This is a genomic window from Salinisphaera sp. S4-8 (assembly GCF_040361235.1).
Taxonomy (GTDB): domain Bacteria; phylum Pseudomonadota; class Gammaproteobacteria; order Nevskiales; family Salinisphaeraceae; genus Salinisphaera.
The window spans coordinates 56,712-79,231 of record NZ_APNF01000011.1 but is presented as its reverse complement, the minus strand read 5'-3'; the positions used below and the strand labels follow the sequence as shown (position 1 = coordinate 79,231).

Genomic DNA, 22,520 nt, shown 5'->3' with positions numbered 1-22,520 from the left:
AGCGTGCGCGACCGTCACCCTGCGAATTGGGTACAGTCTGTGTGCTTGAACCGTCGCCGATACCGCTCGCCCTATGGAACCGATGCTATGACTTTGCGCATGCGCGTGCCCCGTTTCGTACTGCTCGCTTTCGCAAGCGCCATGCTGGCGCTCGCCCTGGGCACGGGCGCGGCACAGGCCGCGATCTACAACATGCCGCCCGAAGGCTCGGACATCGTCGGCAAGTTGCAACACATCAAGACCTCGGCCGACGACACCTTCGTCAAGCTCGCGCGGCGCTATAACGTCGGCTATCGCGAACTGCGCCTGTCCAATCCCGATGTCGATCCCTGGCTGCCTGGCGAGGGCACGCCGATGGTGATTCCCACCCGCTACGTGCTGCCCAACGTGGCGCGCAAGGGCATCGTCATCAACATTCCGGAAATGCGGCTGTATTACTTCCCGCCCGAGGGCAGCGAGTATGCCGGCAAGGTCGTGACCTATCCGCTGGGCATCGGCCGCGAGGGCTGGTCGACGCCGCTGGCCAAGACCACGGTGGTGCGCAAGAAAGCCGACCCGACCTGGACGCCGCCGGCCTCGATCCGTGCCGAACACGAAAAAGCCGGCGATCCGTTACCGGCCGTGGTGGCCGCCGGCCCGGACAATCCGCTGGGCCAGCATGCGCTGTATCTGGGCCTGCCGTCCTACCTGCTGCATGGCACGAACAAGCCGGCCGGTATCGGCTTGAAGGTCTCGCACGGCTGTATCCGGCTTTACCCGGAAGATATCGCGTCACTGTTCGCGCTGGTGCCCACCGGCACGCCGGTCAACATCGTCAGCGAGCCCTACAAGATGGGCTGGGAAGGCAATACGTTGTATATCGAAGCACACCCGCCGGATGCCAACGGCGACGCGCCGGTGCGCTCGTTCACGCCCTGGGTGGAAAGCCTGATCTCGGCGACGGCCGATCACCCCAAGGCGCCGATCGACTGGGATCGTGCCCAGGCCGTGGTCGAAAAGGCCGACGGCATGCCCGAACCGATCGGAATCAATATCGACGGGCGCTGACGTACGCCTTACCGGCCGATCTCACAGCCGGCGACCAAAAAAAAACCCCGCACAAAGGCGGGGTTTTTTCGTGCGACGGCGCGAACGCCGTCAGCGCTCGCGCACTTACTTGCGCTGCGAGGACTCGAACATACGCTCGATGCGCTGCGAGTTCGCCTGGGCGGCGGACTTGGCTTCCTGCGCGGTCTGCATGGCGCGGTTGGCCGTGCGCTGCGCTTCATTGGCAGTCGACTGGGCGGATTCGGCCTTGCGCATGGCCTGATCGACCTGCGACTGCATGCCGTCGGTGTTGCTCGCGCAACCGGCAGCAGCAGCGACAACGCCAACAACAAACGCGGATTTCAGCAGCGTCTTGGTCATAGTAAGACTCCTGTCTTTCATTTCTTGCATATAACGTCAGGCCAACCGCCTGACAAGGCGCGTATAAGCTATCACAGCCATACACTTTTGTAGATTACATTGTACAGCTGGAAAAACAATTTCTTGTGCATGGCGGCGTTGCGCGCGAGCATGCGCGCCAGACCTGCACGGCAACGAACTCGCCCATGACAGACTCCGCCATTATCTTCGATGAAGTCGTGAGCACCAACGGCAAGCGCATCGGCCATGTCACGCTCAATAATACCAGCGCACTCAATGCCTTGACGCTCGACATGCTCGAGCCGCTACACAAGCAGCTCACGGCCTGGGATACCGATGCCGAGATCGCGGCGATCTTCATCGATGCCAACGGCGACAAGGCCTTCTGCGCGGGCGGCAATATCGTCGCGCTCTACAAGGGCATGACCGGCCAGGGCGATCCGGATTATCCCGACCGTTTCTTCACCCTCGAATACCGGCTGTGCCACGCCATCCACATGCTGGCCACCCCCTGTATCGCCTGGGGCAATGGTCTGATCATGGGCGGCGGCATGGGCGTGTTTTCGGCGGCCTCGCACCGTATCGTGACCGCTACATCGACCCTGTCGATGCCGGAAATCAAGATCGGCCTGTTCCCCGACTGCGGTGCGACCTGGTTTTTCAACCGCCTGCCCGGCCGGCTCGGTCTGTTCGTGGCCCTGACCGGCGCCAGTCTCGAGGCCCAGGACGCGCTGCTGGCCGGCCTGGCCGATCGCGCCATCGATCACGACGCCAAGGATACGGTCTTCGATGCGCTGACCCGGATTACCGACTGGAACCAGCCCCATGCCGCGGTCGACCGCGTTTTGCGCCAGCATGCCCGCGAATACCCGGCCGCACTCGGCGAATCGAAGCTGCTCGAACACGCCATGACCATTCGCGAGGCCACCGATGCCGCCACGCTGGCCGGCATCGTCGCGGCCATCCGCAAACTCGCCGAGGCCGACGACCCGTGGCTGGTCGAAGCCGCGACCAACCTCGACGGCGGCTGCCCGGTCACTGCCCATCTGATCTATCGTCAGCTGCGGGATGGGCGCTATCTATCGCTCAAGCAGGCCGTGATGCGCGAACTCAAGATGGCGCTGCAGTGTGCTCGCCATCCCGATTTCGCCGAAGGCGTACGCGCGCTGCTGGTGGACAAGGATCGCGAGCCACAGTGGATTTTCGAATCGGTCGCCGCCGTACCGGCCGACTATATCGACGCGCATTTTCGCGCCCCCTGGGACGGCGACCACCCGCTGCGTGATCTGCCCGACGTCAAACCCTGAGACGAATCGATCGAATCGTTCTCGAGAGTGGACGCGGCTTTGCGGGTGGCGTAGCCGCGGCTCGTGGCTCGAACGGTTCGGTTTTAACCGCAGATTTAGGCAGATCGACGCAGATTAAGAAAGGGCTTGGTTCGAGGCCTTGGACGTTCGGGCAGCGGCTGGCCACCGTGAGCATCGCGGCGTCAGGCTAGCCGCTTGTGATGAATCAATCACCGAAGCCGGCTTATCGGCGTGTCTTTTATGACACGCACGGAATCAGGCTTGGTCGAACGGTTCGCTTCTTTAAGCTGCAGGATTGACGCAGCTCTAGCATCGTGGGTTTGCGGCCACGGCCGGGGTTAGCGCTCCCGGTTGGCTGGCAGGGAAAGACTGGCAAGCACCTTGTCGGCGTCGCTTATCCGATCTGCGACCATCTGCGCCGATCTGCCGACAGATGCCTTCCCTGTAACCGACTGGCCGGGTCCTGCGGTGTCAGGACGAACAGCTGAACACCAGTCCGCGAACCCAGTCGGGCGGTAACTTCGCGTAGACCTCATGTTCGGGCGGCTCTTCGAACGGACGCCGCAGAATGGCGTGCAGACGCTCGATTTCGCTGTAGTCGGCTTCGTCGGCGCGGTCGGTGGCGTTCTGGGCCAGATAGTTACGCACGTACTTGGGGTTGGTCAGGCGCATACGCTCGGCGTGGGCGTCGGTGTGCCCCAGGCGCTCGCGACGCCGCGATCGACAAATTCGTCGACAAACGGCGCATTGCTCGCGTCGGGCGCGGCCTAAACATGGCCCAGCGCACGAAATATGCGCATGAAATCGGCGCCGTCCGCGGCCATCGTGCGTAGCAGCTCGGCTGGCGGGCGGCAACTGGCACGCGCCGATACGGGCCTACGCGCTCGACGCGAACAATTGTCGCGCGGGTGCCGGCTTAATCGCGTTCGTCGTCGCTCGCCGGTTCGCAATAGGTCGCATTCGGGTCGCCACTGCCATCCTGGATCGGCACTTCGCGCGAGTCAGCGCGCGCACGACATTCAGCCTGACGACGCGAGGCCTCGACGCGCCGGCGTTCGCGCTCCAGCTCGTAGGTCTTGCGCGCGTTTTGCAGCCGTTCGATATCGGTGGAGAGCGTATCGTCTTCGCGATTGCTGGCCCCGCCCGGGCGCTGTGGCTCGCCCACGGCCTCGAAGGCATCGACGGGTTCGTCCAGCGGATTCGGCGGTGGCGGCTCGGGATCGCTGGCGCAGCCACTCAGCCCGATGCAGGCAACCGCAGCCACCAGTGCCAGCGCAGGTAAATACGGAACGGCCATCACGTTTCCCCCAATAAGTATTTGTGGATAAAAGTCTAGAACAAAACGCGGCTTACAGGGGGCAATGCGCTCGTCATCCCGCGCGCATGCCGAAAAACGATAAGATCGCGTTTAGAATCGAGCCCGCGAGTTTTCATGCAGAAGCTTCATGTCGCCCAGGTCTTCGCCGTCGATGCCGGGACCGCTTTCGATGTCATCAGCGACCACGCCGGCTATGCCAGCCTGCCCGGCGTACGCCGGGCCTGGCTGCGCCGCGAAGGCGATGAGCACCGCGACGGCGTCAACGCCGAACGGGTCATCGATCTGGGGCTGGCGCGTATCGTCGAGCGTATTACCGAATACGAGCCGGGGGTGGCACTGGGCTATCGCATCATCGCCTCGCCATTGCCGATCGTGCATCACGGCGCGCGCCTGACCTTCGAAGCGCTCGAGGGCGCCACGCCGCGCACGCGGGTGCACTGGCATTCGACACTGGAGGCGGTCACGCCGCTGGTAGGCCGCGGCGTGGAGTTCGCCGTGGCCCGACAGATGGTCGTGGCCTATCGACTGGCACTGATGATCTGGGCACGGCGGCTGCGTTGAGCCGCCCGGGCTTTATTCCCGCGCATTGCGCTCGCGCAGGGCATCACGAATTTCGGTGAGCAGGGTTTCCTGCACCGAGGGGGCGGGTGGTGCGCTGGGCGCTTCGGCTTCCTTGCGCTTGAGCGAGTTCATGGCCCGCACCACGACGAACATCGCAAACGCCACGATCACGAAACTGATCACCGTCTGTACGAACGCGCCGTAATTGAGGGTCACTGCCGGCGTTTCGCCCACGGCCTGGCGCAGGGTCACACTCAACCCGGAAAAATCCACGCCGCCGATCAGCAGCCCCAGCGGCGGCGAGATGATGTCGGCGACCAGCGACGACACGATCTTTCCGAACGCCGAACCGATCACCAGCCCCACGGCCAGATCGATGACATTGCCGCGCACGGCGAATGCCTTGAACTCAGTCAACAAACCCATGATTCGCCCCGATGTTTGCAACGCGTATGCGTCGCTGCGAATCATAGTCCGTGCGCGGCGGCTGCGGCAGTGTTATTCCCAGCCAATCGGCTCGTAACCCTGTTCGGCCAGGCAGCGATTCACATAGCCACGATAGACCGGCGCCGGATCATTACGGTCGAACATGCCGCGAATCAGCCCGGCGGTGGCACCGCCGGCCGCCCCGGCGATCGCGCCCCGAGTGGCGCTGCCATAGATCGCGCCGCCGACAGCACCGCCCGCACCGCCGATCGCACCGCTTTCGGCCGTGCGTCGGGCGACATCGCCGTGGGAATAATCCAGCCCGGCCGCATCGGCGCGTCGCATGCAGGCCTCGATGGCCTGCTGACCGGCCGCGTCACCGCGCTGCTGCAGGGTGGCGTTGGGATAAAGCACCGGTTTCTGGCTGGCACAGGCCGTCAGCGCCAGCAGCGCCGCCGTAGCCAGTCCGAAACGCCATGATCTTGCTTGCATCAGTTTTGCCTCGCTTGGCTGGCGTAGGTCGTATGCAGGTAGCGCACGATGTCGTCCGATTCGTACATCCGCGTATCGGTATTGGGGTCGATCAGGTACGGCACCTGCAAGCGCCCGGTCTGTTCCATCATCTGCTTGCGATTGCGCCCTTCGACCGGCGTATCGGCAAAGAACTTCTCGCGCACCCAGGGCGGGCCCATATCGGCATTCACCGCCTTGCCCATATTGCGCAATACATAGGCCAACTCCAGTTCGCACAGCGTTTCGCGCACGATGCGCGAAAACGGGCTGGATTCGAAGCTGTAGAGTTCCAGCGGCTGCGCCGGGCCGTCGCCGCCACCTTGCGCACGCGTGCCGGCAAAGCCGCGCAGTGCGCTGGCCGCGCTGGAGCCCAGTTGTGCGCGCCGACCCGGCGCGCTGGCCTGACGGCGATGTCCCGTGCCGTAGTGCGCGCGCAGATGGGCGATGATATCGGCCGATTCGTAGAGCACGTCGCCGGTGTTGTCGTCGACGAGCAAGGGGAACTGCATGCGCCCGCCCACGCGTTCGGCTTCGGGCCGCCAACGGCTGCCACCGCGCGGACAGGGATAGATCACCGCATCCAGATCCAGCTCGGTGAGCGTTTCGCGCACCAGCCGACAGAACGGGCAACCTTCGTATTCGTAGAGTTTGAGCATTGTTTCCGGCTGACGCGATGTGCGTGCCGCCTTGGTGCCACGCCAACCGCGGGCCGTGCTCGCGAGCGTGGACGTGAGTGCGTTGATCAACTGCATCCCGGCGTCTCTTAGCATCGAAAACACGTAGTTTACGCGTGCTTTCGTGCGCCAGGCTGAACGCCGCGACTTGTCGGCGCGCGCGCATCTGGCCAGAATCCGCGGCCCGCGCCACTCTTTGCACGAATCGGGCCGAAACGATGGACAAGCACGACTTCGACTACCACCTGCCGGCCGAGGCGATCGCCCAAACGCCGCTGGCCGAGCGCAGTGCCTCGAAGCTGCTCACCCTCGACCGGCACACGGGCGCGCTCGTCGATGGCCGGATCCGCAACCTGATCGCGCGTCTCGCGCCGGGCGATCTGCTGGTATTCAACGATACACGCGTGCTCGCCGCGCGCCTGTTCGGCCACAAGGCCAGCGGCGGCGCAGTCGAGGTGATGCTCGAGCGTATTCTCGATTCCAGGCGTATTTCGGCCAAGATCCGGGCCAACAAACCGCCGCGGGCGGGCACCGTAATCGAAATCGGTGAGACCACGCTGCAGGTCGAAGCGCGCGAAGGCGAGCTGTATACGCTCGTTCAGACGAGCGGCGCGTCCATCGCCGACATGCTCGACCGCCACGGCCACGTACCGCTGCCGCCGTATATCCGGCGCGAGGACACGCCGGCCGATCGCAGCCGTTACCAGACCGTCTGGGCACGCCACGACGGCGCCGTGGCCGCACCGACCGCCGGGCTGCATTTCGATGACGCCCTGCTCGCCGCACTGAAAGCCCAAGGGGTGGAATTCGGCTATGCCACGCTGCATGTCGGCTCGGGTACCTACCAGCGCCTGCGCGAGGGCGATCTGGCCGATCAGCGCCTGCATGCCGAACGCGTACACGTGCCTGCCACGCTATGCGAACAGATCGCGTCCGCGAAGGCGCGCGGAGCGCGCGTGGTCGCGGTTGGCACCACCGTGGTGCGCAGTCTGGAAAGTGCGGCCCGCCAGCCGGGCAGCGAAGGGCGTATCGCCCCCTTCGAGGGCGAAACCGCCCTATTTCTCAAACCCGGCGACGCCTTTCACGTGGTCGATGCCATGGTCACCAATTTTCACGAGCCGCAATCGAGCCTGCTGATGCTGGTGAGCGCCTTCGCCGAGCGCGACAACGTATTCGCGGCCTACGAACACGCCAAGCGCGCGGGCTACCGGTTTCTCAGCTACGGCGATGCCATGTTCATCGGCTAGCTACCGACGGCCCTGGCCTAGACGGCGCGCCCGAGCCCCACGCGGCGTACCCAGGCTTCGATCAGGCTATAGGCTCCGAAAGCGAGCACGCCCAGGCCCAGCGCGCCGAGCAGCAGCCGGCCATAGCTTTGTTCCTGCACCCAGAGCATGACCCCCTCGATACCGCGTGCTTCGGAGGCATCGAGGGTGAGCGCGGCATTGATCACGAACGCGCCGATGCCCACGAACAGCAGCCCGCGTGCGATCAGACCCACCCGGCTGACCGGATCGATCCAACGCATCGCCGCAGCCGGGGCATCGAACCAGCGCCGGAACCCGCCGCTCCAGCCCTTGTGGATATGCGCGATGCCGGCGCCGGCAATAATCACCCCGCCGATCACCACCAGCGTCGGGCCGAACGGCCAGTCCAGGGTGCGCGCCACCGCGCTCTGCACGGGCTTGCTGTTGCTGTCGCTCAGGCGCATGGCGATCTCGACACAGGCAAAGGCCAGCGAGGCATGCATGATCGCGCTCACCAGCAGGCCGATACGCACGACCAGACCACCTGGCTTCCAGCCGTGTTCGTCGACATCCAGGGTGGTTTGCACCAGCCGCCACACGCTATAGGCGGCCAGCCCCACCGCCAGGCCGATCAAAGCAATCTGACCGCCGGAATGGGTACTGATTTCCTGCATCGCGCCGCGCACATCGCGGGCCTGTTCGAACTCCAGCGCCGCATTGATGGCGAGCACGCCAACGGTCACATAAACCAGCCCGCGTGCGGCGTAGCCGATCCGTGCAATCCAGCGCACGCCGGAACGTGTGTAAGTCATTCGTTCGCCCTTGTTTGGCCGGATGATCGTGGCCGTGTCACATGCCTGCAACAGCGTGGGTATACTCGCGCCAAGCTTTGATTCCCGGTATTACCATGGCGCCCCTGCCATTCTGGCAACTATTGCTCGGCTTTGTCGGTTTATTGGTCATAGGCCATTTCGTGGCCTGGTGGCTATGGCGGGCGCTCGCATTTTCCGGGCCACGCCTGGGCCGCGGTATCAGCGGCCTAGCCTATCGCCGCCGCCTGCTGACCACCCTGCAACGCCGCGCACCGAAAACCACGGCGGTCGTCGGCGCGCGCCTGAGCGTCGAACGGTTCACCGGTCTGCCGTTGACCCTGTTCGTCGGCCTCGCACTGTATCTGATCGTGCTCGCTGCGGGGCTGCTCGAAGACCTGTTCGAAGGCGAGGAACTCGTGGCGTTCGACCAGCACGTCAATGAAGCCCTCGCGGTGCTGCGCGATCCGCACTTCCTCAAGCTGGTCAACGGCATCACCTCGCTGGCCAATCTGGAAACCCTGGTCGCGATCACGATCGTATCCATCGGTTTTCTGTGGGCACACCGACGTTTCAGCTATATCCCGGGGCTGCTGCTGACCGTGATCGGCTCGCAATCGATCGCCTATATCGGCAAATACGCCATCGATCGCGACCGGCCGGATTTCCTCACCTTCGCCAGCGCCAGCACGCCGTCTTTTCCCAGTGGCCATGCCACCGGCGCGATCGCCGTCTACGGCTTCATCGTCTATGCCATCGCCCGCGATATGCCGGGCGTGCGCCGGCGCTTCGAGCTGGGCTACTGGGGCTGTGCGCTCATCGCTTCGATCGCCGCCAGCCGCGCGATTCTGTCGGTGCATTTTGCCAGCGATATCGCTGCCGGGCTGCTGGTGGGCGGCTTCTGGCTGTTGTCCGGTTTTGCGCTGACCGAATTCCTGCGTCAGCGCGAACATTGACCGCAAACGCTTATTTGCGCGCCTCGTCGTCGGCGTGATCGGCGGCATCGCGCTCGAACTGTTCCTCGAGCTCCTGGGCGGCTTCCATCACCAGCTTGGCATAGCGGGTATCGTCGTCGGCCGCTTCGTAATGCTCGAACAGCCGTTTTTCATCATGGCTGCGAAACATGCGTTTGGCGCGGTCGATTTCGTCGGACTTGAAGCCGAGCATGCGCATTGCGTCGCCCGCCAGTTCCAGACTGGATAGAAACGTTTCGCGCTGGAGCACGGTAATACCCAGATCCATCAGCTCGTAGGCATGGCGGCGATTGCGTGCCCGCGCGATGATCTTGAGATGCGGAAAATGCTCGCGCACGGTACGCGCGGTGGCCAGCGACGCCTCGCGATTGCCGATGGCCAGCACGAACACACTGGCCTCGTCGGCCCGGGCGGCACGCAACAGCTCCAGGCGCGACGCATCGCCGTAATAGACCTTGTTGCCGTACTTGCGCACGAAATCGACCTGATGGACATTGATTTCGAGCGCGGTAAAGCCGATATGCTTGGCCCGCAGCAAGCGTGCCACGATCTGGCCGACACGCCCGAAACCGGCGATGAGCACCGGATGCTCGGAGCCGTCCGGGGTATCGAAGGTCGGCTCGCTCTTGGGCGTACGCCAGTCGTTGTAATAGGCCACGAGTTTCACGAACAACGGCGTGAGCACCATCGACAGGGTCACCGTCGCCACCAGCAGATCGGCCTCGGCCTGCACGAACAGGCCGCCGGCCACGGCCGTCGACAGAATGACGAACGCGAATTCACCGCCCTGCGGCAGAAAGGCGGCCAGCCCGCGCGAGGCGCTCCAGCTCAGGCGGTGGCGGCGCCCCAGAATGAACAGAATGGCGGCCTTGACCGCGATCAGCCCCAGGGTCAGCCCGAGCAGGAACAACGGCTGGGCCGCGATCAGCCCCAGGTTGATCGACATACCCACGGCAATGAAGAAAAGTCCCAGCAGCAGATCCTTGAACGGATCGACATTGGCTTCGAGCTCGTGGCGATATTCCGAATCGGCCAGCAGCACGCCGGCCACGAACGCGCCGAGCGCGACCGAAATACCGGTCGCATTCATTACCACGGCCGTGCCTACCACGATGAGCAGGGTCATGGCGGTGAATATCTCGGGCATGCGCGTCGCCGCGACCAGCCGGAAGATCGGGCGCAACAGATAGTGACCGCCAACCACCATCGCCGCCATCACCAGCGCGATCTTGCTGGTTTCCCACAGGGCACCGAGAAAGCTCACCGACTCGCTACCCGAAGACAGCAACGGCAAGAGCGCGAGAATGGGAATGACGGCCAGATCCTGAAACAACAGGATCGCGAATGCCGCACGCCCGTGCTTGGCGGTCAGTTCACCGCGCTCGGCCAGCAGTTGCAGGGCAAAGGCGGTCGAGGATAACGCCAGCGCCAGCCCGGCCACGATCGCCGGCGCGGGCGGCAGCGACAGCAGCAACGAGGCTGCCAGCGCCAGCGCGGCCGCGCTCAGACCGACCTGCAATCCGCCCAGCCCGATGATGGCCTTGCGTAGCGCCCATAATCGTTTGGGCTGCATCTCCAGGCCGATGATGAACAACAACAGCACAACGCCGAATTCGGCAATATGCAGCACTTCCTCGACTTCGCTGATCAGCCCCAGACACCAGGGGCCAATGACCACGCCCGCGCCCAGATAGCCCAGCACCGAACCCAGGCCCAGGCGCTGGGCGATCGGCACGGCCACCACCGCCGCAGCCAGAAAAATCGCGATTTCCTCGAGTAACGGCTCCACCCTGTCTCCCGGTCGATCGCCAGTACGGCGTTACTTCAGGCATGATTCTAGCGGAAGCTCGACAAGAGAAAGACGCGATGCCGGCAACGAGAATTCATCACCTGAACTGCGCGAGCATGCATCCGCTGGGCCGGCCGTTACTGGAGCACCCGGGCCAACTGCAGGACTTCCATGGCCTGGTCTGTCATTGTCTGCTTATCGAAACCGAGGCCGGGCTGATTCTGGTCGATACCGGGCTCGGCGTGGCCGATGTCACGCAGGGGCGCAGCCGGCTCGGCGGCATGTTCTCGCATGTCGTACGCCCGGCGCTGCGCCACGAGGAAACCGCGCGCCACCAGATCGAGGCGCTCGGCTTTTCGGCCGACGACGTACGCCATATCGTACTCACCCATCTGGATGTCGATCATGCCGGCGGCATTGGCGATTTTCCGCAGGCACGCGTACACGTACTGGCCAGCGAATATGCCGCGGCGCAGCCACGTCGCCATATCAAGGAACGCGATCGCTACCGGCCAGCCCAATGGGCGGCAACCGACGACTGGAAACGCTACGAAGTCGATGGCGAGCGCTGGCAGGGTTTCGACGCGGTGCGTGCGATCGTCGATAGCGAGCCCGATATTCTGCTGGTGCCGTTGACCGGGCATACCCGCGGGCATGCCGCGATCGCCGTACGCGCCGAAACCGGCTGGCTGCTGCATGCCGGCGATGCCTATTTCCATCGCGACGAAATCGGCCAGCGCCCCTGTTGCCCGTTCGGACTCAAGGTATTCGAGCGCCTGATGGCCGTCGACAACCGCGACCGCGCCCGTAATCAGGCACGGCTGCGTGAACTCGCGCTCAGCGCATCGGATATCGACATATTCTGTAGCCACGATCCGGTCGAATTCGCCCGCGCCAGCGGCAGCCGTTGAGTCGCAGTTGCTAAGCTCGTGGCCACGGCCCGACAACAACAATACCCATGAGCCAGCCCCCGCAACCCACCGGCGCGCTTGCCCGTCAGCAGGCGATCTATAGCAACGGCATGTCCGGCGCCCGGCCGACGGTGCCGACCGACTATGCCGCGCTGGAAGCCGCGGCCGAAAAGGCGATGTCGGAACAGGCCTATGCCTATATCGCCGGCGGTGCCGGGCGCGAATCCACCATGACCGCCAACCGGCGTGCCTTCGAGCGCTGGCGCATCGTGCCGCGCATGCTGCGCGATGTCGAAGCACGCGACACCACGACGACATTGTTCGGCCGGCGGCTGAATACCCCGTTCGTGCTGTGCCCGATCGGCGTGCTCGAAATGGCCCATGCCGATGCGGATATCGCGGTCGCGCGGGCCGCGGCCGCACGCGGTGTGCCGATGCTGTTCTCCAATCAGGCCAGCCGCTCGATGGAGGAGTGCACCGCGGCCATGCAGGGCATCAATCCCGATGCGCCGCGCTGGTTCCAGCTCTACTGGTCGAAATCCGACGCGCTGGTGGAATCGCTGGTGGCGCGGGCCGAGGCCTGCGGCTGCGAAGCGATCGTGGTGACCCTGGATACCACGTTGCTGGGCTGGCGCTCACGCGACCTGGATCTGGCCCATCTGCCGTTTCTGCTCGGCCAGGGCATCGCCCAGTACACATCGGACCCGGTATTTCGGGCCAGCCTCGCCGACGTGCCCGACGATGGCCCGCGCCCGAAGATCAACACGCGCACGCTGCGTAACGTCCTCGCCGCGGCCCGACATTATCCGGGCTCGAGCCTGCGCGCGCTGACCAGCGGACAGGCGCTGGCGGCCGTGCGCCAGTTCATCGCCACCTATTCACGCCCGAATATCACCTGGGCCGATCTGGCCTGGCTACGCCAGCGCACCAAGCTGCCGATCGTGCTCAAGGGCATTCTCGATGGCGAGGATGCGCGGCTCGCCGTCGAACACGGCGTGGACGGGCTGATTGTGTCCAACCACGGCGGCCGCCAGGTCGACGGCGCACGCGCCAGCCTGGATGCGCTGGTCGAAGTGGTGGCCGCCGCGCCCGAGCTGCCGGTCATCCTCGACTCGGGCGTGCGCGGCGGCGCCGACGTATTCAAGGCACTGGCGCTGGGCGCGAGCGCGGTAGGCATCGGCCGGCCCTATGCCTATGGTCTGGCCATCGACGGCGAAGCCGGCGTGGGCGCGGTGCTCGATAACCTGGCGGCCGATTTCGAACTGACCATGGCCCTGGCCGGCTGTCGCGATATCGATGCCATTCGCGCGGGCGCGAGCCGGCTGGTGCGCGACGACCACCGCGCGGACTGAGCCGGCCGGCGATGTTCGAGTTCTTTCCCTGGCTGATCGGCCTGGCGCTGGTCGCCCTGTTCTGGTGGCAATCGCTGGGCGCGCGCTCGGCGGCCCGGCGCGCTGCGCTCGCGGCCTGCGAACAGGCCGAGGTGACGTTTATCGACGAACTGGCCTTTCAGCGCATCTGGATCGGGCGCGGCGCGCTGCGGCGCCGCTATCGCTTCGAGTTCTATCGCCGCGGCGACCGACGCTATTCAGGCCATGTGGACATGCACGGCCAGCGCGTCGCCCATATCGAAATGGAACCCTACCCCGTTTGATCGCGGCGCCTATCCCGCCTGACGCGGATCGGTTTCGGCCACCATCGGCTTGTCCTTGAACCGATTCTTGAGCGCGAGGAGCGCGCCATGATCGGCGAAGTCGAACAACTCGCGCATTTCGACCCAGTCGATCAGGCAATACAGACAGATGCTCGGATAATGCCATTCGTCGAACGCGCCGGCCGCGGCCATCTCCGACAGGGCATCGATACAGCGGTCGATGCGCTCGTGCTGAAGGCGGTAGAACAGGATGTCGGGCCCGGTGGCCAGACCGGATTTCTTGGACAACGCGATGGTCACCATGGAATCGTTGGCGCCGTCGATGAGGGTGAGCTGGTTTTCCTGGGCCCAGGACAGCGCGGCAAACCCCATCTTCTCGGACAGATAGCGCGCGATCACCCGCGAGTCGTAGATTGAATGATCCGCGTCGATGAGCATCGGCACCTTGAGCGCGGGGTTGTTGCGACGCAGCTCGTCGCGATCGGCGCCATAGATATCCAGGGCCTCGAACGCATAGTCGCTGCCACCGAGCAGCAGGCGTATGCGGCGTACATAGGGCGAAGTCGAAGAACCAATGAGTTTCATGAGCGATGCCTCGTTTTCGCACAGGCGTTTGGGGTGTCCCAGTCTACAGCTTCGCCTGGATTGCGCGTGCGGCTCGGGAATCTCTGTATCACCCCTCGCGGATCGCGTCCGAGTCCTCAAAATGCGTTGCGACAAGACGTGCGAGCGCAGCGCCTGCCTCATTGGCAGGGCAAGCCCGCACAACGCGGTGGCAGCGCATTTGAGGCCGAACCCCGTAGGGGCCGTCGGCGCGACCACGACAGGTTGTGCAGAGATTCCCTAAACTACGACCAAAGCCTTTAATCGCCATGCGCATGAACGACAGCCAGAACGGCCACGGGGACGTCAACGACAACACCGAGATCACGCTGCGTTTTCTCGCCGAACCATCCGACGTGAATTTCGGCGGCAACGTGCATGGCGGCAACGTCATGAAATGGATCGACCATGCCGGCTATACCTGTGCCGCCAACTGGAGTTCGGCCTATTGCGTGACCGTCTATGTCGGCGGCATCCGCTTTCTCAAGCCCATCAGCGTGGGGGATCTGGTCGAACTCAAGGCCGAACTCATGCATACCGGACGTACCAGCATGCATATCTCGGTGAGCGTGCATGCGCGTAACCCGCGCGACCGGCAGCGGCGCTTCACCACCCACTGTATTCTCGTGTTCGTGGCCCTCGACGACAGCGGCAAACCGCAACGCATACCCGCCTTCGAGCCCGCCAGCGAACGCGCGCATCACCTCAATGCCTATGCCCGACGCATGATCGAACTGCGCGAACAGCTACGCAGCGAATCCGAATCCTTTCTCGGTGCAGTCAAGGCCTGAGGCGCGATTGGCGAGCGCGGGCCTGCGCCTGGCGCCAAACGCGATGGGGAACCCTCCCGGCCACTGCCTGTCTTGTCTTTCGAATTCATCACGAGCGACCCATGAATCGACGCAACCTGTTGAAGGCATCGCTGGCCTTGAGCGCCCTCGGCCTGCCCGCATTCCCGACATTCGCCCAGAACGCACGTACCGATGAGCACGGCGAACCCTTCGATTTCGATCGCCTGAAACAGCGCGCCAAGGCATTGGCCGCCAAGCCGTATCACGACAACGCAGAAACGCTGCCGCCGACGCTGGCCAATCTCGAACCGCTGAAATACCAGCAGATTCAGTACGATCCCAAATACGCGATCTGGCGCGACGCGCCCAACACCGACCTGAGCCTGCGTTTTTTCCATGTCGGCATGCAGTTCAACCTGCCGGTGCGCATGCACGTGATCGACCCGGACACACAGCGCGCTCACGAGATTCATTTCGACCCGAAACGTTTCGACTACGACAGCTCCGGTGTCGATCAGGCCCAGCTCAAGGGCCACGATTTCGGCTATGCCGGCTTCAAGCTGATGCGCCGTGACGACGCCGACCATATCGGCGAGATCGGCGCCTTTCTCGGGGCGAGCTATTTCCGGTTTCTCGACAAGAACCAGCAGTACGGCCTGTCGGCCCGCGGGCTGGCGATTGATACCGCCACCGAACAGACCGAGGAATTTCCGGATTTCACCGCCTTCTGGTTCGAGCAGCCGCACGACGGCCAGCAGGCCATCGTCTATGCCCTGCTGGACTCGCCAGGGGTGACCGGCGCCTATCGCTTCAAGATCGATCTGGTCGAAGACGGCACGGTCATGGACGTGGACATGCAGCTGCATACCCGCCATCAGATCGGTCGCCTGGGGATCGCGCCCATGACCAGCATGTTTCTCAAGGGCACCAGCCAGGCCCAGGCGCGCGATACCATTCATCCGCAGGTTCACGACTCCGACCGCCTGGAAATGTGGCGTGGCAACGGCGAATGGGTCTGCCGTCCGTTGTTCAACCCCAAGACGTTGCAATACAACGCGTTTCCGGACGAAAACCCGCGCGGGTTCGGGCTCGTGCAACACGATCACGATTTCGACAACTATCGCGACGACGTGGCCTGGTACAACCGCCGACCCAGCCTGTGGGTCGAACCCACCAGCGATTGGGGCAAGGGCCAGATCGCGCTATTCGAACTGCCCACGGTGGGCGAAACGGTCGACAACATCGGCGCCTTCTGGATTCCGGAGGCACCGGTCAAAGGCCAGCAACAGCTCGATTTCAGCTACAAGCTCTACTGGCTGCCGCTGCCGCCGGTTCAACCCACACTGGCACAGGTGGAAAAAACCTGGTCGGGCATGGGCAACGTGCCCGAGGGCTGGATTCCCGGCGACAGGTCACCGTCGGAATATGCCCGCCGTTTCGCGGTCGACTTCGTCGGCGATCCGCTCGACAACCTGCCTGCAGACACCCAAGTGGAAGTGGAGGTCGAGGTGTCGCGCGGCAAACTCGGCATGGTTCAGGCCCGGCGCTTCGAGCCGATCAAGGGCTATCGCGCCATCTTCGACTGGGTGCCGGACACCCATTCCGACGAAGCGGTATCGATCCGGCTGTATCTACGCGCCGGCGATCGCGCGCTCACCGAAACCTGGCTGTATCAATGGGTACCGCCCAAAGCCGACGAACGCTACTACTAGGGCCTGTTAACACTAACGCCAATCGTCGCGTTGCCTTCCAGAAATTCGCCAGGCGAGGCGCGAGGAGAGATGTTTGGTGAGCCAAATGAACGACGAGCAACGCTGCATGGTGGATTTCTGGACGCAACCCGTAGGGACGCGGGCCATTTTTGCGCAAGGCGGCATTGCAGCTCGCTCATATCGCAAAGCCAGATCTCGCTCACCGCGCATTGTCTTGCACGAAAATGGGCCGCGGCGCGGCGATTTCGTTCGTGTTAACAGGTCCTAGCCTTCGCATGCATGACCGCGCAACGCTGCCGACAGACGCGGCGCCGAAGGCAGTACCGACAGCGCACGATTCGGCGCGCTCGGCATGAATAGCTTGTGGCTCAACCTGTTATGGCAGGCGCCGCTCGCGCTGGCCGTGCTATTGATCGCTGTCTGGGGCACGCTGGCCCTGTATTTTCGCGGCCCCGACGCGCAGACGCTGCGTATGCTGATCATCGCCCTGTGGGGGATCGCCGCATTGGCCGGGCTTGCCGGTATCGTCGGCATACATGCCGGCAAGCCGGCCATCGCAGCGCTGTCGTCGTTCGTGCTGGCGACATGCGCGCTCGCCCTGTGGTGGCATACGATCCAGCCACGCCAGGATCGCGACTGGGCGCCGGATGTGGCCCGGCTGCTACACGCGCGCATGGACGGCGATATCGTCACCCTGGACAACGTGCGCAACTTCGTCTGGCGCAGCCGCGAGGATTTCGACGCGCACTGGGAAACCCGCCAATACGATCTATCGCAGCTGACCAGCGCCGATCTGATCGTGTCCTATTGGATGGGTCCGGCCATTGCCCATACGCTGGTCAGCTTCGGCTTTCGCGATGGTCGTCAGTTGGTATTTTCGGTGGAGGTACGGCGCACCCGCGGGCAGAAGTTTTCGGCCATCGGCGGCTTTTTTCGCCAATCCGAACTGGTGCTGGTGGCGGCCGACGAACGCGATATCGTACGTACCCGCAGCAACGTCCGCGGCGAAACGGTGTATCTCTATGCGGTCGCGCTCTCGCCGGCTGCCATGCGTTCGCTGTTCGAAGCCTATCTGGCCGAGGCTGACCAGCTCGAAGACGCGCCGCGTTTCTACAACACGCTCACCTCCAACTGCACGACTCTGGTCTACGACATGGTCAAGCGCATCGTACCGGGGCTGCCGTGGGACTACCGGCTACTCGCCTCGGGCCGGCTGCCGGACTATATCTACGACCTGGGCGCGCTCAATACCGCCTATCCGCTGGCCGAACTCAAGCGCCTTGGTTATATCAACGACCGCGCCCAGGCCAGCGACCACGATGGCCGCTCCACGCCCGGCTTTTCGCGCGCCATCCGCGAAACCGTGCCGCCCGCCCCCGAGACGAGGGCACCAAGCCACGGCTCAGGTACGTAGAAACGTCTCGATTTCGTCGCGGCGTGCATGCGCGTCGCGATAGCCGATATCGATCAGCGCACGGGTGTATTCCGGGTCGAACAATAAATAGCTGGTCAGGTCCGCGCTCTTGGGATCGGGGCTGCCCAGGGTTTCCAGCATGAAACGCACCGAACGCGGCATGCGCGACACCAGCTGGCTGGCGATATCCGCGAAATCCTCCGAGGGCGAGATGACCAGCGGCTCGACCACGCGCATGGGCTCGTGCACCTGCACATCCACTGCTTGCGACTCGCTGCCGCCATAGGCACGCACCAGTTCATTCATGCGCCGCAGATGGTCGAGATCGGCATCGAGATGATCGAGAAAGATTGCGTTGAGAAATACCCCGCAGATCTGCGACAACGGCGGTCGCGGCGGCAATCGGCTCGCATCGAGGCTGTCGACATGGGTAGCCAGCTCGGCCTCGGTAAGCTCTTGTTCACTCTTGCTGCAACGAATACCGATCGCCAGCACGCGCCGCGCGCCCAGTCGGATTGCCGGGCTCAAGGGGTTGGTCAGACGCATGGCGCCGTCACCGAACCAGGCCTGGGTTCCGCCGGTATTGAGCGCGACCGGGGCGAACACGAGCGGAATGGCCGCCGACGCGCAGACATGGTCGGCCGTGATCGTCGCCGGCAAGGCGATACGCCGGCTCTTGTGCCAGAGCGGGTGGTGGGCCCGGCCTTCGATAAAGGTATAGGACTTGCCCGAGTGATAGCCGGTGGCAGTAATCGCCAAGGCGTAGAGCCGGCGCTGGGCGATCGCCCGGCGAATGCCGGCGACCGGCAGTTCGCGTTCGAGCAATCGCTTGAGCGGCGTGGCATCGAGCAACGACTGCATACGCCCGGCGCCCAACCAGGGCCGCAGGGTGGCATCGCCCAACAGGCGTGCGACGTTGCCGGCCAGGGCGCGCATATCGGTACGATAAACCTGATCGGCGGTCAACGCCGACCACAGCGCGGCCAGATGCGAGGTGGCATCTTGCAGGCGCTCGCCGCGGGCCGCGAGCGCCGCTCCGTTGATCGCCCCTGCCGAGGCGCCGGCGATGATGTCGAACGGCGCCGGGGCCTCGCGCAGGGCGGGTATCTCGCCGATGCACTTGAGCACGCCGGCCTGATAGGCACCACGCGCGCCACCGGCCGTCAGTGCCAGCGCGGTCAGATTGGACGGCACACCGGGGTGGCGCACCACGTGCGCGCTCATGCCGACCTCGACCGCAATTCGTTATTCCCGTTCATCGATAACCGCACTCCGGCCTGCAACGCGTCACGCGTGAGGCTTTGAACCACGGTTCTGCTCAAGCAAGTTGGATGCCACAATGCTGCAGCGCGGCATAATCGTGGCAATAGGCGCGCGCAGGCAGGTTTCAGCCGCTGGTCATGGCGCGTTCAAACGTGGCCGCGTCCGGGCGCCGGCATCGGCAGCCGCCGAACTGCGTTCGGCGGCATCCGGAATGCCGTGCACACGATCGCGCCCGGCCTGTTTGGCTTCGTAGAGCGCCTCGTCGGCATTCTGGATCAGCACATCGATATCCGGCGTCTGGCGCGCGCCGGGCCGATAGCTGGCCACGCCGATACTCACGGTCAGCGCCAGCGTGTGCGGTGCCTCGGGTAACCCCTCAAACGGCTTGTCGGCCACCGCACAACGCATGCGCTCGGCAGCAACAAGCGCGGCGCGATGCGAGGTTTCGGGCAGCAACACGACAAATTCTTCACCGCCATAGCGCGCGATCAGGTCGCTTTTGCGCACATGGGGTTCGATCGCATCCACCACATGGCACAACGCGGCATCGCCGACGATGTGTCCGTAGGTGTCGTTGACCTGCTTGAAATGATCGATATCGATGAACAGCAGGCTCGCCCGGCGCTGGCTGCGCCGGTGGCTTTCCAGAATGCGTTCGCTTTCGATGAAGAAACGGCGCCGATTGGCCAGCCCGGTCAGCGCATCGGTCACCGCCAGCCGCTCGACGCGTCCGCGATAGACGAACACGCGCCAGTACAGGTATTCGCATAGCAGCTGAATACCCACCACCGGCACGAAACCCATCCACACATAGGCGTTATAGATATCCCAGGGCAGCGCTGCCAAACCGAACGGCGCCAGCATGAGCGGAAACACACAGACACCGGTCATCACGGCCACCGCGAAACGGATCGAGTGTCCCACCAGCAAAAACGGCAGGAAAATGAAAAAGTAGAGAAAACCGCCAATGCCGTACTGCGAACCGCTATCGAGGCGCGCCAGCACCATGATGAACGTCAGCGAAACCAGCAGGGGCACGCAAACAGCCGCTACTTTTGCCAACCGGGCATGAATGTTGTTCCAGCTTGCCACCAGCCAGACGACGGCCATGAGCGACTCGATCAGGCGCAGCCGGATGGTATCGCGGGCATGCACCGGGTCGATCGCGTGATCCCAGGCGATGGTCGTACACAGAAAGGCAGCCGTGATCAGCAGTGCCACACGGGTAAAAAGAAGAAAATCGTTACGCTTGGCGGCCAGATAATCCGCGCGGTGGATTCTGCGCAGCCAGAACGTCACGTTCCTGAACTGTACTGCCAGCTTTTTGGCTCGATACTCCCGGCGCATGCACTCCCCTCGTGCCGTTTCGCGCGTGCGCGATGGTCCCCGTTGGGTATCTTATTACCGGTACGCCCAAGACAATACCTTTAGGCGGGCCGAGGGCCGCTGGCATCGCGCCATACGCCGGCGCGCGAGCGACTACCGCCCCGGCAGATCCACCAGGCGCTTGTACATCACCAGTGCATCGACCTCCCCTTCGGTGGGATGACGAAACGCACCCGGTAGCCGACCGGCGATATCGAAACCGTGGCGCTGCCATAACCGGATCGCGCCGGTATTGGTGGCCACGACCAGATTGTATTGCATGGCACGAAAGCCCAGCGCGATCGCCTCGCGCTGCGAATGCTCGCACAGGGCGCTGGCTACGCCGCGTCCGCGTGCATCACGGGCGACGATATAGCCGCAATTGCAGACGTGATTGCCGCCGCCGGGCTGATTGAACTTGAGAAAATAACTACCCAGCAGCGCCCCGTCGGCTGCGTTGACGGCTACGAACGTTCGCAGCGGCGTATCCATCCAGAGCGTGCGTGCGTCGGCTTCTTCGATATCCACTGCGACCGCATAGGTTTCACCGCCGCGAAATACCGGCTCGATGATCGGCCACAGCGCGGGCCAATCGTCGGCCCTGGCCTGTCGTATCGCAATCATTCGAAATGTTCCTGGCCGGCATGATCGATCAGCACATCCGGCGCGCCGCGTTCGAAGCGCTCGCGCAGATCATCAGGAATCGGCGTCTTGACCAGCGGTTCGGCCTGCATCATCACGTACACCGCTTCGGCCTGGCATACCGGCGTGGCATCGGCCGCGCGCACGATCGTGTAGCCGATGGTGAACGAGGTCCGGCCGAGTTTGATCACTTCGACCCGCGCTTCGAGCACGTCGTCGAAATGCGCCGGGCCCTGCCACTCGAGGGTGAGCTTGACCACCTGATTATCCAGCCCCCGGGCAAGCAGCGCACGATAGTCGCGCCCGAGTGCACGCATGAACTCGGTCATCGCAAGATCGACATAATCCGCATATCGCGCATTGAAGACCACACGCTGGGCGTCGCATTCGTTATAGCGCACGCGAAATCGGTAACGAAACGGCATCGAGGACATGGCATTCTGAGTGTTGACGTGAACATGCGCCGCGGCTCGCGGCCTGTACCGGCCGCAGTCTTTACGCGCACCGATACCGCCGCGCACATTAGCAGGCCGTGCCAATCGTCGCAGTTCGCCCCGACCTGTTTGCTGCCCATGAACGATTTCCAAGACGCCCCCACGCCCCCCACAGCAGCGAATGCGCCAGAGCGCCTGTGGTTCGAGGACGACGGCCGCACGCCGAACAGCCGTTACCCGGTACTGTGCTATCGCGGTCTGACACTGGCTGATGGCTCGCCGGCCGACGCGCTAGAAGCGCTGTTCGCCCACAACGGCTGGCCGCCGCAATGGCGTGGCGGCGTGTTCGATTACCACCACTACCACGCCCGCGCCCATGAAACTCTGGGCGTGGCGCGCGGCCAGGCCACCCTCGTGCTGGGCGGCGAGGGCGGACGCGCCATCGACCTCCACGCCCGCGATGTGCTCGTACTGCCGGCCGGGACCGGCCATTGTCGGCACAGCGCGAGCGAGGACTTCGAACTGGTCGCTGCCTATCCACCCGACCAGCAGAACTGGGATCTGTGCCGACCGGGCGACACCGATATCGCCACCGCCCGGGCCACGATCGCCGCCCTGACCACGCCGGGAAACGACCCGGTCGGCGGAGCACACGGCGCGCTGACCCGCGACTGGTGCGAAACCAACAAACCACGAGAGCTATGAC

Annotated in this window: 25 protein-coding genes; 12 read left to right on the top strand and 13 right to left on the bottom strand. The window is 64.0% G+C overall.

Features of this window, described 5'->3' with window-relative positions; translation table 11 throughout:
• Positions 1 to 87 precede the first annotated feature (87 nt).
• Positions 88 to 1,047 carry a L,D-transpeptidase family protein gene (locus S4A8_RS15625; RefSeq protein ID WP_353220850.1) on the top strand — a complete coding sequence of 320 codons (960 nt, stop codon included), beginning with the start codon at positions 88 to 90 and terminating at the stop codon, positions 1,045 to 1,047.
• A gap of 105 nt (positions 1,048 to 1,152) precedes the next feature.
• Here the strand turns inward: S4A8_RS15625 and S4A8_RS15620 are convergent, their stop codons facing one another.
• Entirely contained in the window at positions 1,153 to 1,407 is a 255-nt protein-coding gene (locus tag S4A8_RS15620) for an Lpp/OprI family alanine-zipper lipoprotein (RefSeq protein ID WP_353179241.1), read from the bottom strand.
• A 185-nt stretch (positions 1,408 to 1,592) separates the two neighbouring features.
• Here S4A8_RS15620 and S4A8_RS15615 point away from each other — a divergent pair, with 185 nt between their 5' ends.
• The gene (locus tag S4A8_RS15615) at positions 1,593 to 2,714 is read left to right on the top strand and encodes an enoyl-CoA hydratase/isomerase family protein (protein WP_353179243.1); all 1,122 of its coding nucleotides are present in this window, start codon (positions 1,593 to 1,595) and stop codon (positions 2,712 to 2,714) included.
• A gap of 471 nt (positions 2,715 to 3,185) precedes the next feature.
• On the opposite strand, the gene S4A8_RS15610 is transcribed toward S4A8_RS15615, so the two are convergent.
• Both S4A8_RS15610 and S4A8_RS15605 read right to left on the bottom strand, forming a co-directional pair.
• Positions 3,186 to 3,386 carry a hypothetical protein gene (locus S4A8_RS15610; RefSeq protein WP_502950750.1) on the bottom strand — a complete coding sequence of 67 codons (201 nt, stop codon included), beginning with the start codon at positions 3,384 to 3,386 and terminating at the stop codon, positions 3,186 to 3,188.
• 244 nt (positions 3,387 to 3,630) lie between these two features.
• Positions 3,631 to 4,011, bottom strand: a complete 381-nt coding sequence (locus S4A8_RS15605; RefSeq protein WP_353179245.1) for a hypothetical protein — start codon at positions 4,009 to 4,011, stop codon at positions 3,631 to 3,633.
• 135 nt (positions 4,012 to 4,146) lie between these two features.
• Here S4A8_RS15605 and S4A8_RS15600 point away from each other — a divergent pair, with 135 nt between their 5' ends.
• A complete protein-coding gene (locus S4A8_RS15600; protein WP_353220849.1) occupies positions 4,147 to 4,593 on the top strand; it encodes an SRPBCC family protein in 447 nt (148 codons plus the stop codon).
• Positions 4,594 to 4,605: 12 nt separating this feature from the next.
• Here the strand turns inward: S4A8_RS15600 and mscL are convergent, their stop codons facing one another.
• The 3 genes from mscL to S4A8_RS15585 all read right to left on the bottom strand — a co-directional run bounded on the left by mscL (position 4,606) and on the right by S4A8_RS15585 (position 6,284).
• Positions 4,606 to 5,019, bottom strand: coding sequence for a large-conductance mechanosensitive channel protein MscL (mscL, locus tag S4A8_RS15595; protein WP_353220848.1), 414 nt, complete (start codon positions 5,017 to 5,019; stop codon positions 4,606 to 4,608).
• A gap of 72 nt (positions 5,020 to 5,091) precedes the next feature.
• Positions 5,092 to 5,511, bottom strand: coding sequence for a hypothetical protein (locus S4A8_RS15590; protein ID WP_353220847.1), 420 nt, complete (start codon positions 5,509 to 5,511; stop codon positions 5,092 to 5,094).
• Positions 5,511 to 6,284: a glutathione S-transferase N-terminal domain-containing protein gene (locus S4A8_RS15585; protein ID WP_353220846.1), complete on the bottom strand. Its 774-nt coding sequence runs from the start codon at positions 6,282 to 6,284 to the stop codon at positions 5,511 to 5,513. The genes S4A8_RS15590 and S4A8_RS15585 overlap by 1 nt, the downstream gene beginning before the upstream one ends.
• 140 nt (positions 6,285 to 6,424) lie before the next feature.
• Here S4A8_RS15585 and queA point away from each other — a divergent pair, with 140 nt between their 5' ends.
• Positions 6,425 to 7,453 carry a tRNA preQ1(34) S-adenosylmethionine ribosyltransferase-isomerase QueA gene (gene queA / locus S4A8_RS15580; protein WP_353220845.1) on the top strand — a complete coding sequence of 343 codons (1,029 nt, stop codon included), beginning with the start codon at positions 6,425 to 6,427 and terminating at the stop codon, positions 7,451 to 7,453.
• A 17-nt stretch (positions 7,454 to 7,470) separates the two neighbouring features.
• On the opposite strand, the gene S4A8_RS15575 is transcribed toward queA, so the two are convergent.
• Positions 7,471 to 8,265 (bottom strand): DUF1206 domain-containing protein, encoded by a 795-nt coding sequence (locus S4A8_RS15575; protein ID WP_353220844.1) that lies wholly within the window; start codon positions 8,263 to 8,265, stop codon positions 7,471 to 7,473.
• 95 nt (positions 8,266 to 8,360) lie between these two features.
• On the opposite strand from S4A8_RS15575, the gene S4A8_RS15570 reads away from it, so the two are divergent.
• Entirely contained in the window at positions 8,361 to 9,218 is an 858-nt protein-coding gene (locus tag S4A8_RS15570; RefSeq protein WP_353179257.1) for a phosphatase PAP2 family protein, read from the top strand.
• 10 nt (positions 9,219 to 9,228) lie between these two features.
• Here the strand turns inward: S4A8_RS15570 and S4A8_RS15565 are convergent, their stop codons facing one another.
• Positions 9,229 to 11,025: a monovalent cation:proton antiporter-2 (CPA2) family protein gene (locus S4A8_RS15565; protein WP_353179259.1), complete on the bottom strand. Its 1,797-nt coding sequence runs from the start codon at positions 11,023 to 11,025 to the stop codon at positions 9,229 to 9,231.
• Between the two features lie 77 nt (positions 11,026 to 11,102).
• On the opposite strand from S4A8_RS15565, the gene S4A8_RS15560 reads away from it, so the two are divergent.
• From S4A8_RS15560 to S4A8_RS15550, 3 genes are read left to right on the top strand one after another with little or no spacing between them, the layout of a single operon-like run.
• A complete protein-coding gene (locus S4A8_RS15560; protein ID WP_353220843.1) occupies positions 11,103 to 11,936 on the top strand; it encodes an MBL fold metallo-hydrolase in 834 nt (277 codons plus the stop codon).
• Positions 11,937 to 11,983: 47 nt separating this feature from the next.
• The gene (locus tag S4A8_RS15555; protein ID WP_353220842.1) at positions 11,984 to 13,288 is read left to right on the top strand and encodes an alpha-hydroxy-acid oxidizing protein; all 1,305 of its coding nucleotides are present in this window, start codon (positions 11,984 to 11,986) and stop codon (positions 13,286 to 13,288) included.
• Positions 13,289 to 13,299: 11 nt separating this feature from the next.
• Entirely contained in the window at positions 13,300 to 13,590 is a 291-nt protein-coding gene (locus S4A8_RS15550) for a DUF3301 domain-containing protein (RefSeq protein ID WP_353179263.1), read from the top strand.
• A gap of 9 nt (positions 13,591 to 13,599) precedes the next feature.
• Here S4A8_RS15550 and S4A8_RS15545 read toward each other — a convergent pair whose 3' ends face one another.
• The gene (locus S4A8_RS15545; protein WP_353220841.1) at positions 13,600 to 14,175 is read right to left on the bottom strand and encodes a glutathione S-transferase family protein; all 576 of its coding nucleotides are present in this window, start codon (positions 14,173 to 14,175) and stop codon (positions 13,600 to 13,602) included.
• A gap of 287 nt (positions 14,176 to 14,462) precedes the next feature.
• Between S4A8_RS15545 and S4A8_RS15540 the strand changes: the two genes are divergently transcribed.
• The 3 genes from S4A8_RS15540 (at position 14,463) to S4A8_RS15530 (ending at position 18,110) form a co-directional block, all read left to right on the top strand.
• Entirely contained in the window at positions 14,463 to 14,984 is a 522-nt protein-coding gene (locus S4A8_RS15540) for an acyl-CoA thioesterase (protein ID WP_353179266.1), read from the top strand.
• A gap of 101 nt (positions 14,985 to 15,085) precedes the next feature.
• A complete protein-coding gene (locus S4A8_RS15535) occupies positions 15,086 to 16,696 on the top strand; it encodes an OpgD/OpgG family glucan biosynthesis protein (protein WP_353220840.1) in 1,611 nt (536 codons plus the stop codon).
• A gap of 352 nt (positions 16,697 to 17,048) precedes the next feature.
• Positions 17,049 to 18,110: an Lnb N-terminal periplasmic domain-containing protein gene (locus tag S4A8_RS15530; RefSeq protein ID WP_353220839.1), complete on the top strand. Its 1,062-nt coding sequence runs from the start codon at positions 17,049 to 17,051 to the stop codon at positions 18,108 to 18,110.
• Here S4A8_RS15530 and S4A8_RS15525 read toward each other — a convergent pair.
• The 4 genes from S4A8_RS15525 to S4A8_RS15510 form a co-directional block, all read right to left on the bottom strand.
• Positions 18,099 to 19,334, bottom strand: a complete 1,236-nt coding sequence (locus tag S4A8_RS15525; RefSeq protein WP_353220838.1) for a patatin-like phospholipase family protein — start codon at positions 19,332 to 19,334, stop codon at positions 18,099 to 18,101. The two genes, S4A8_RS15530 and S4A8_RS15525, sit on opposite strands and share 12 nt — an antisense overlap.
• A 174-nt stretch (positions 19,335 to 19,508) precedes the next feature.
• On the bottom strand, positions 19,509 to 20,672 hold the full coding sequence (locus S4A8_RS15520; RefSeq protein WP_353220837.1) for a GGDEF domain-containing protein: 1,164 nt from the start codon (positions 20,670 to 20,672) through the stop codon (positions 19,509 to 19,511).
• A gap of 180 nt (positions 20,673 to 20,852) precedes the next feature.
• Positions 20,853 to 21,362, bottom strand: a complete 510-nt coding sequence (locus S4A8_RS15515; RefSeq protein WP_353220836.1) for a GNAT family N-acetyltransferase — start codon at positions 21,360 to 21,362, stop codon at positions 20,853 to 20,855.
• Positions 21,359 to 21,814, bottom strand: a complete 456-nt coding sequence (locus S4A8_RS15510; protein WP_353220835.1) for an acyl-CoA thioesterase — start codon at positions 21,812 to 21,814, stop codon at positions 21,359 to 21,361. Before S4A8_RS15510 ends, S4A8_RS15515 begins: the two co-directional genes overlap by 4 nt.
• Before the next feature lie 138 nt (positions 21,815 to 21,952).
• Here S4A8_RS15510 and S4A8_RS15505 point away from each other — a divergent pair, with 138 nt between their 5' ends.
• Positions 21,953 to 22,519, top strand: coding sequence for a cupin (locus S4A8_RS15505; RefSeq protein WP_353220834.1), 567 nt, complete (start codon positions 21,953 to 21,955; stop codon positions 22,517 to 22,519).
• Position 22,520: the final 1 nt, after the last annotated feature.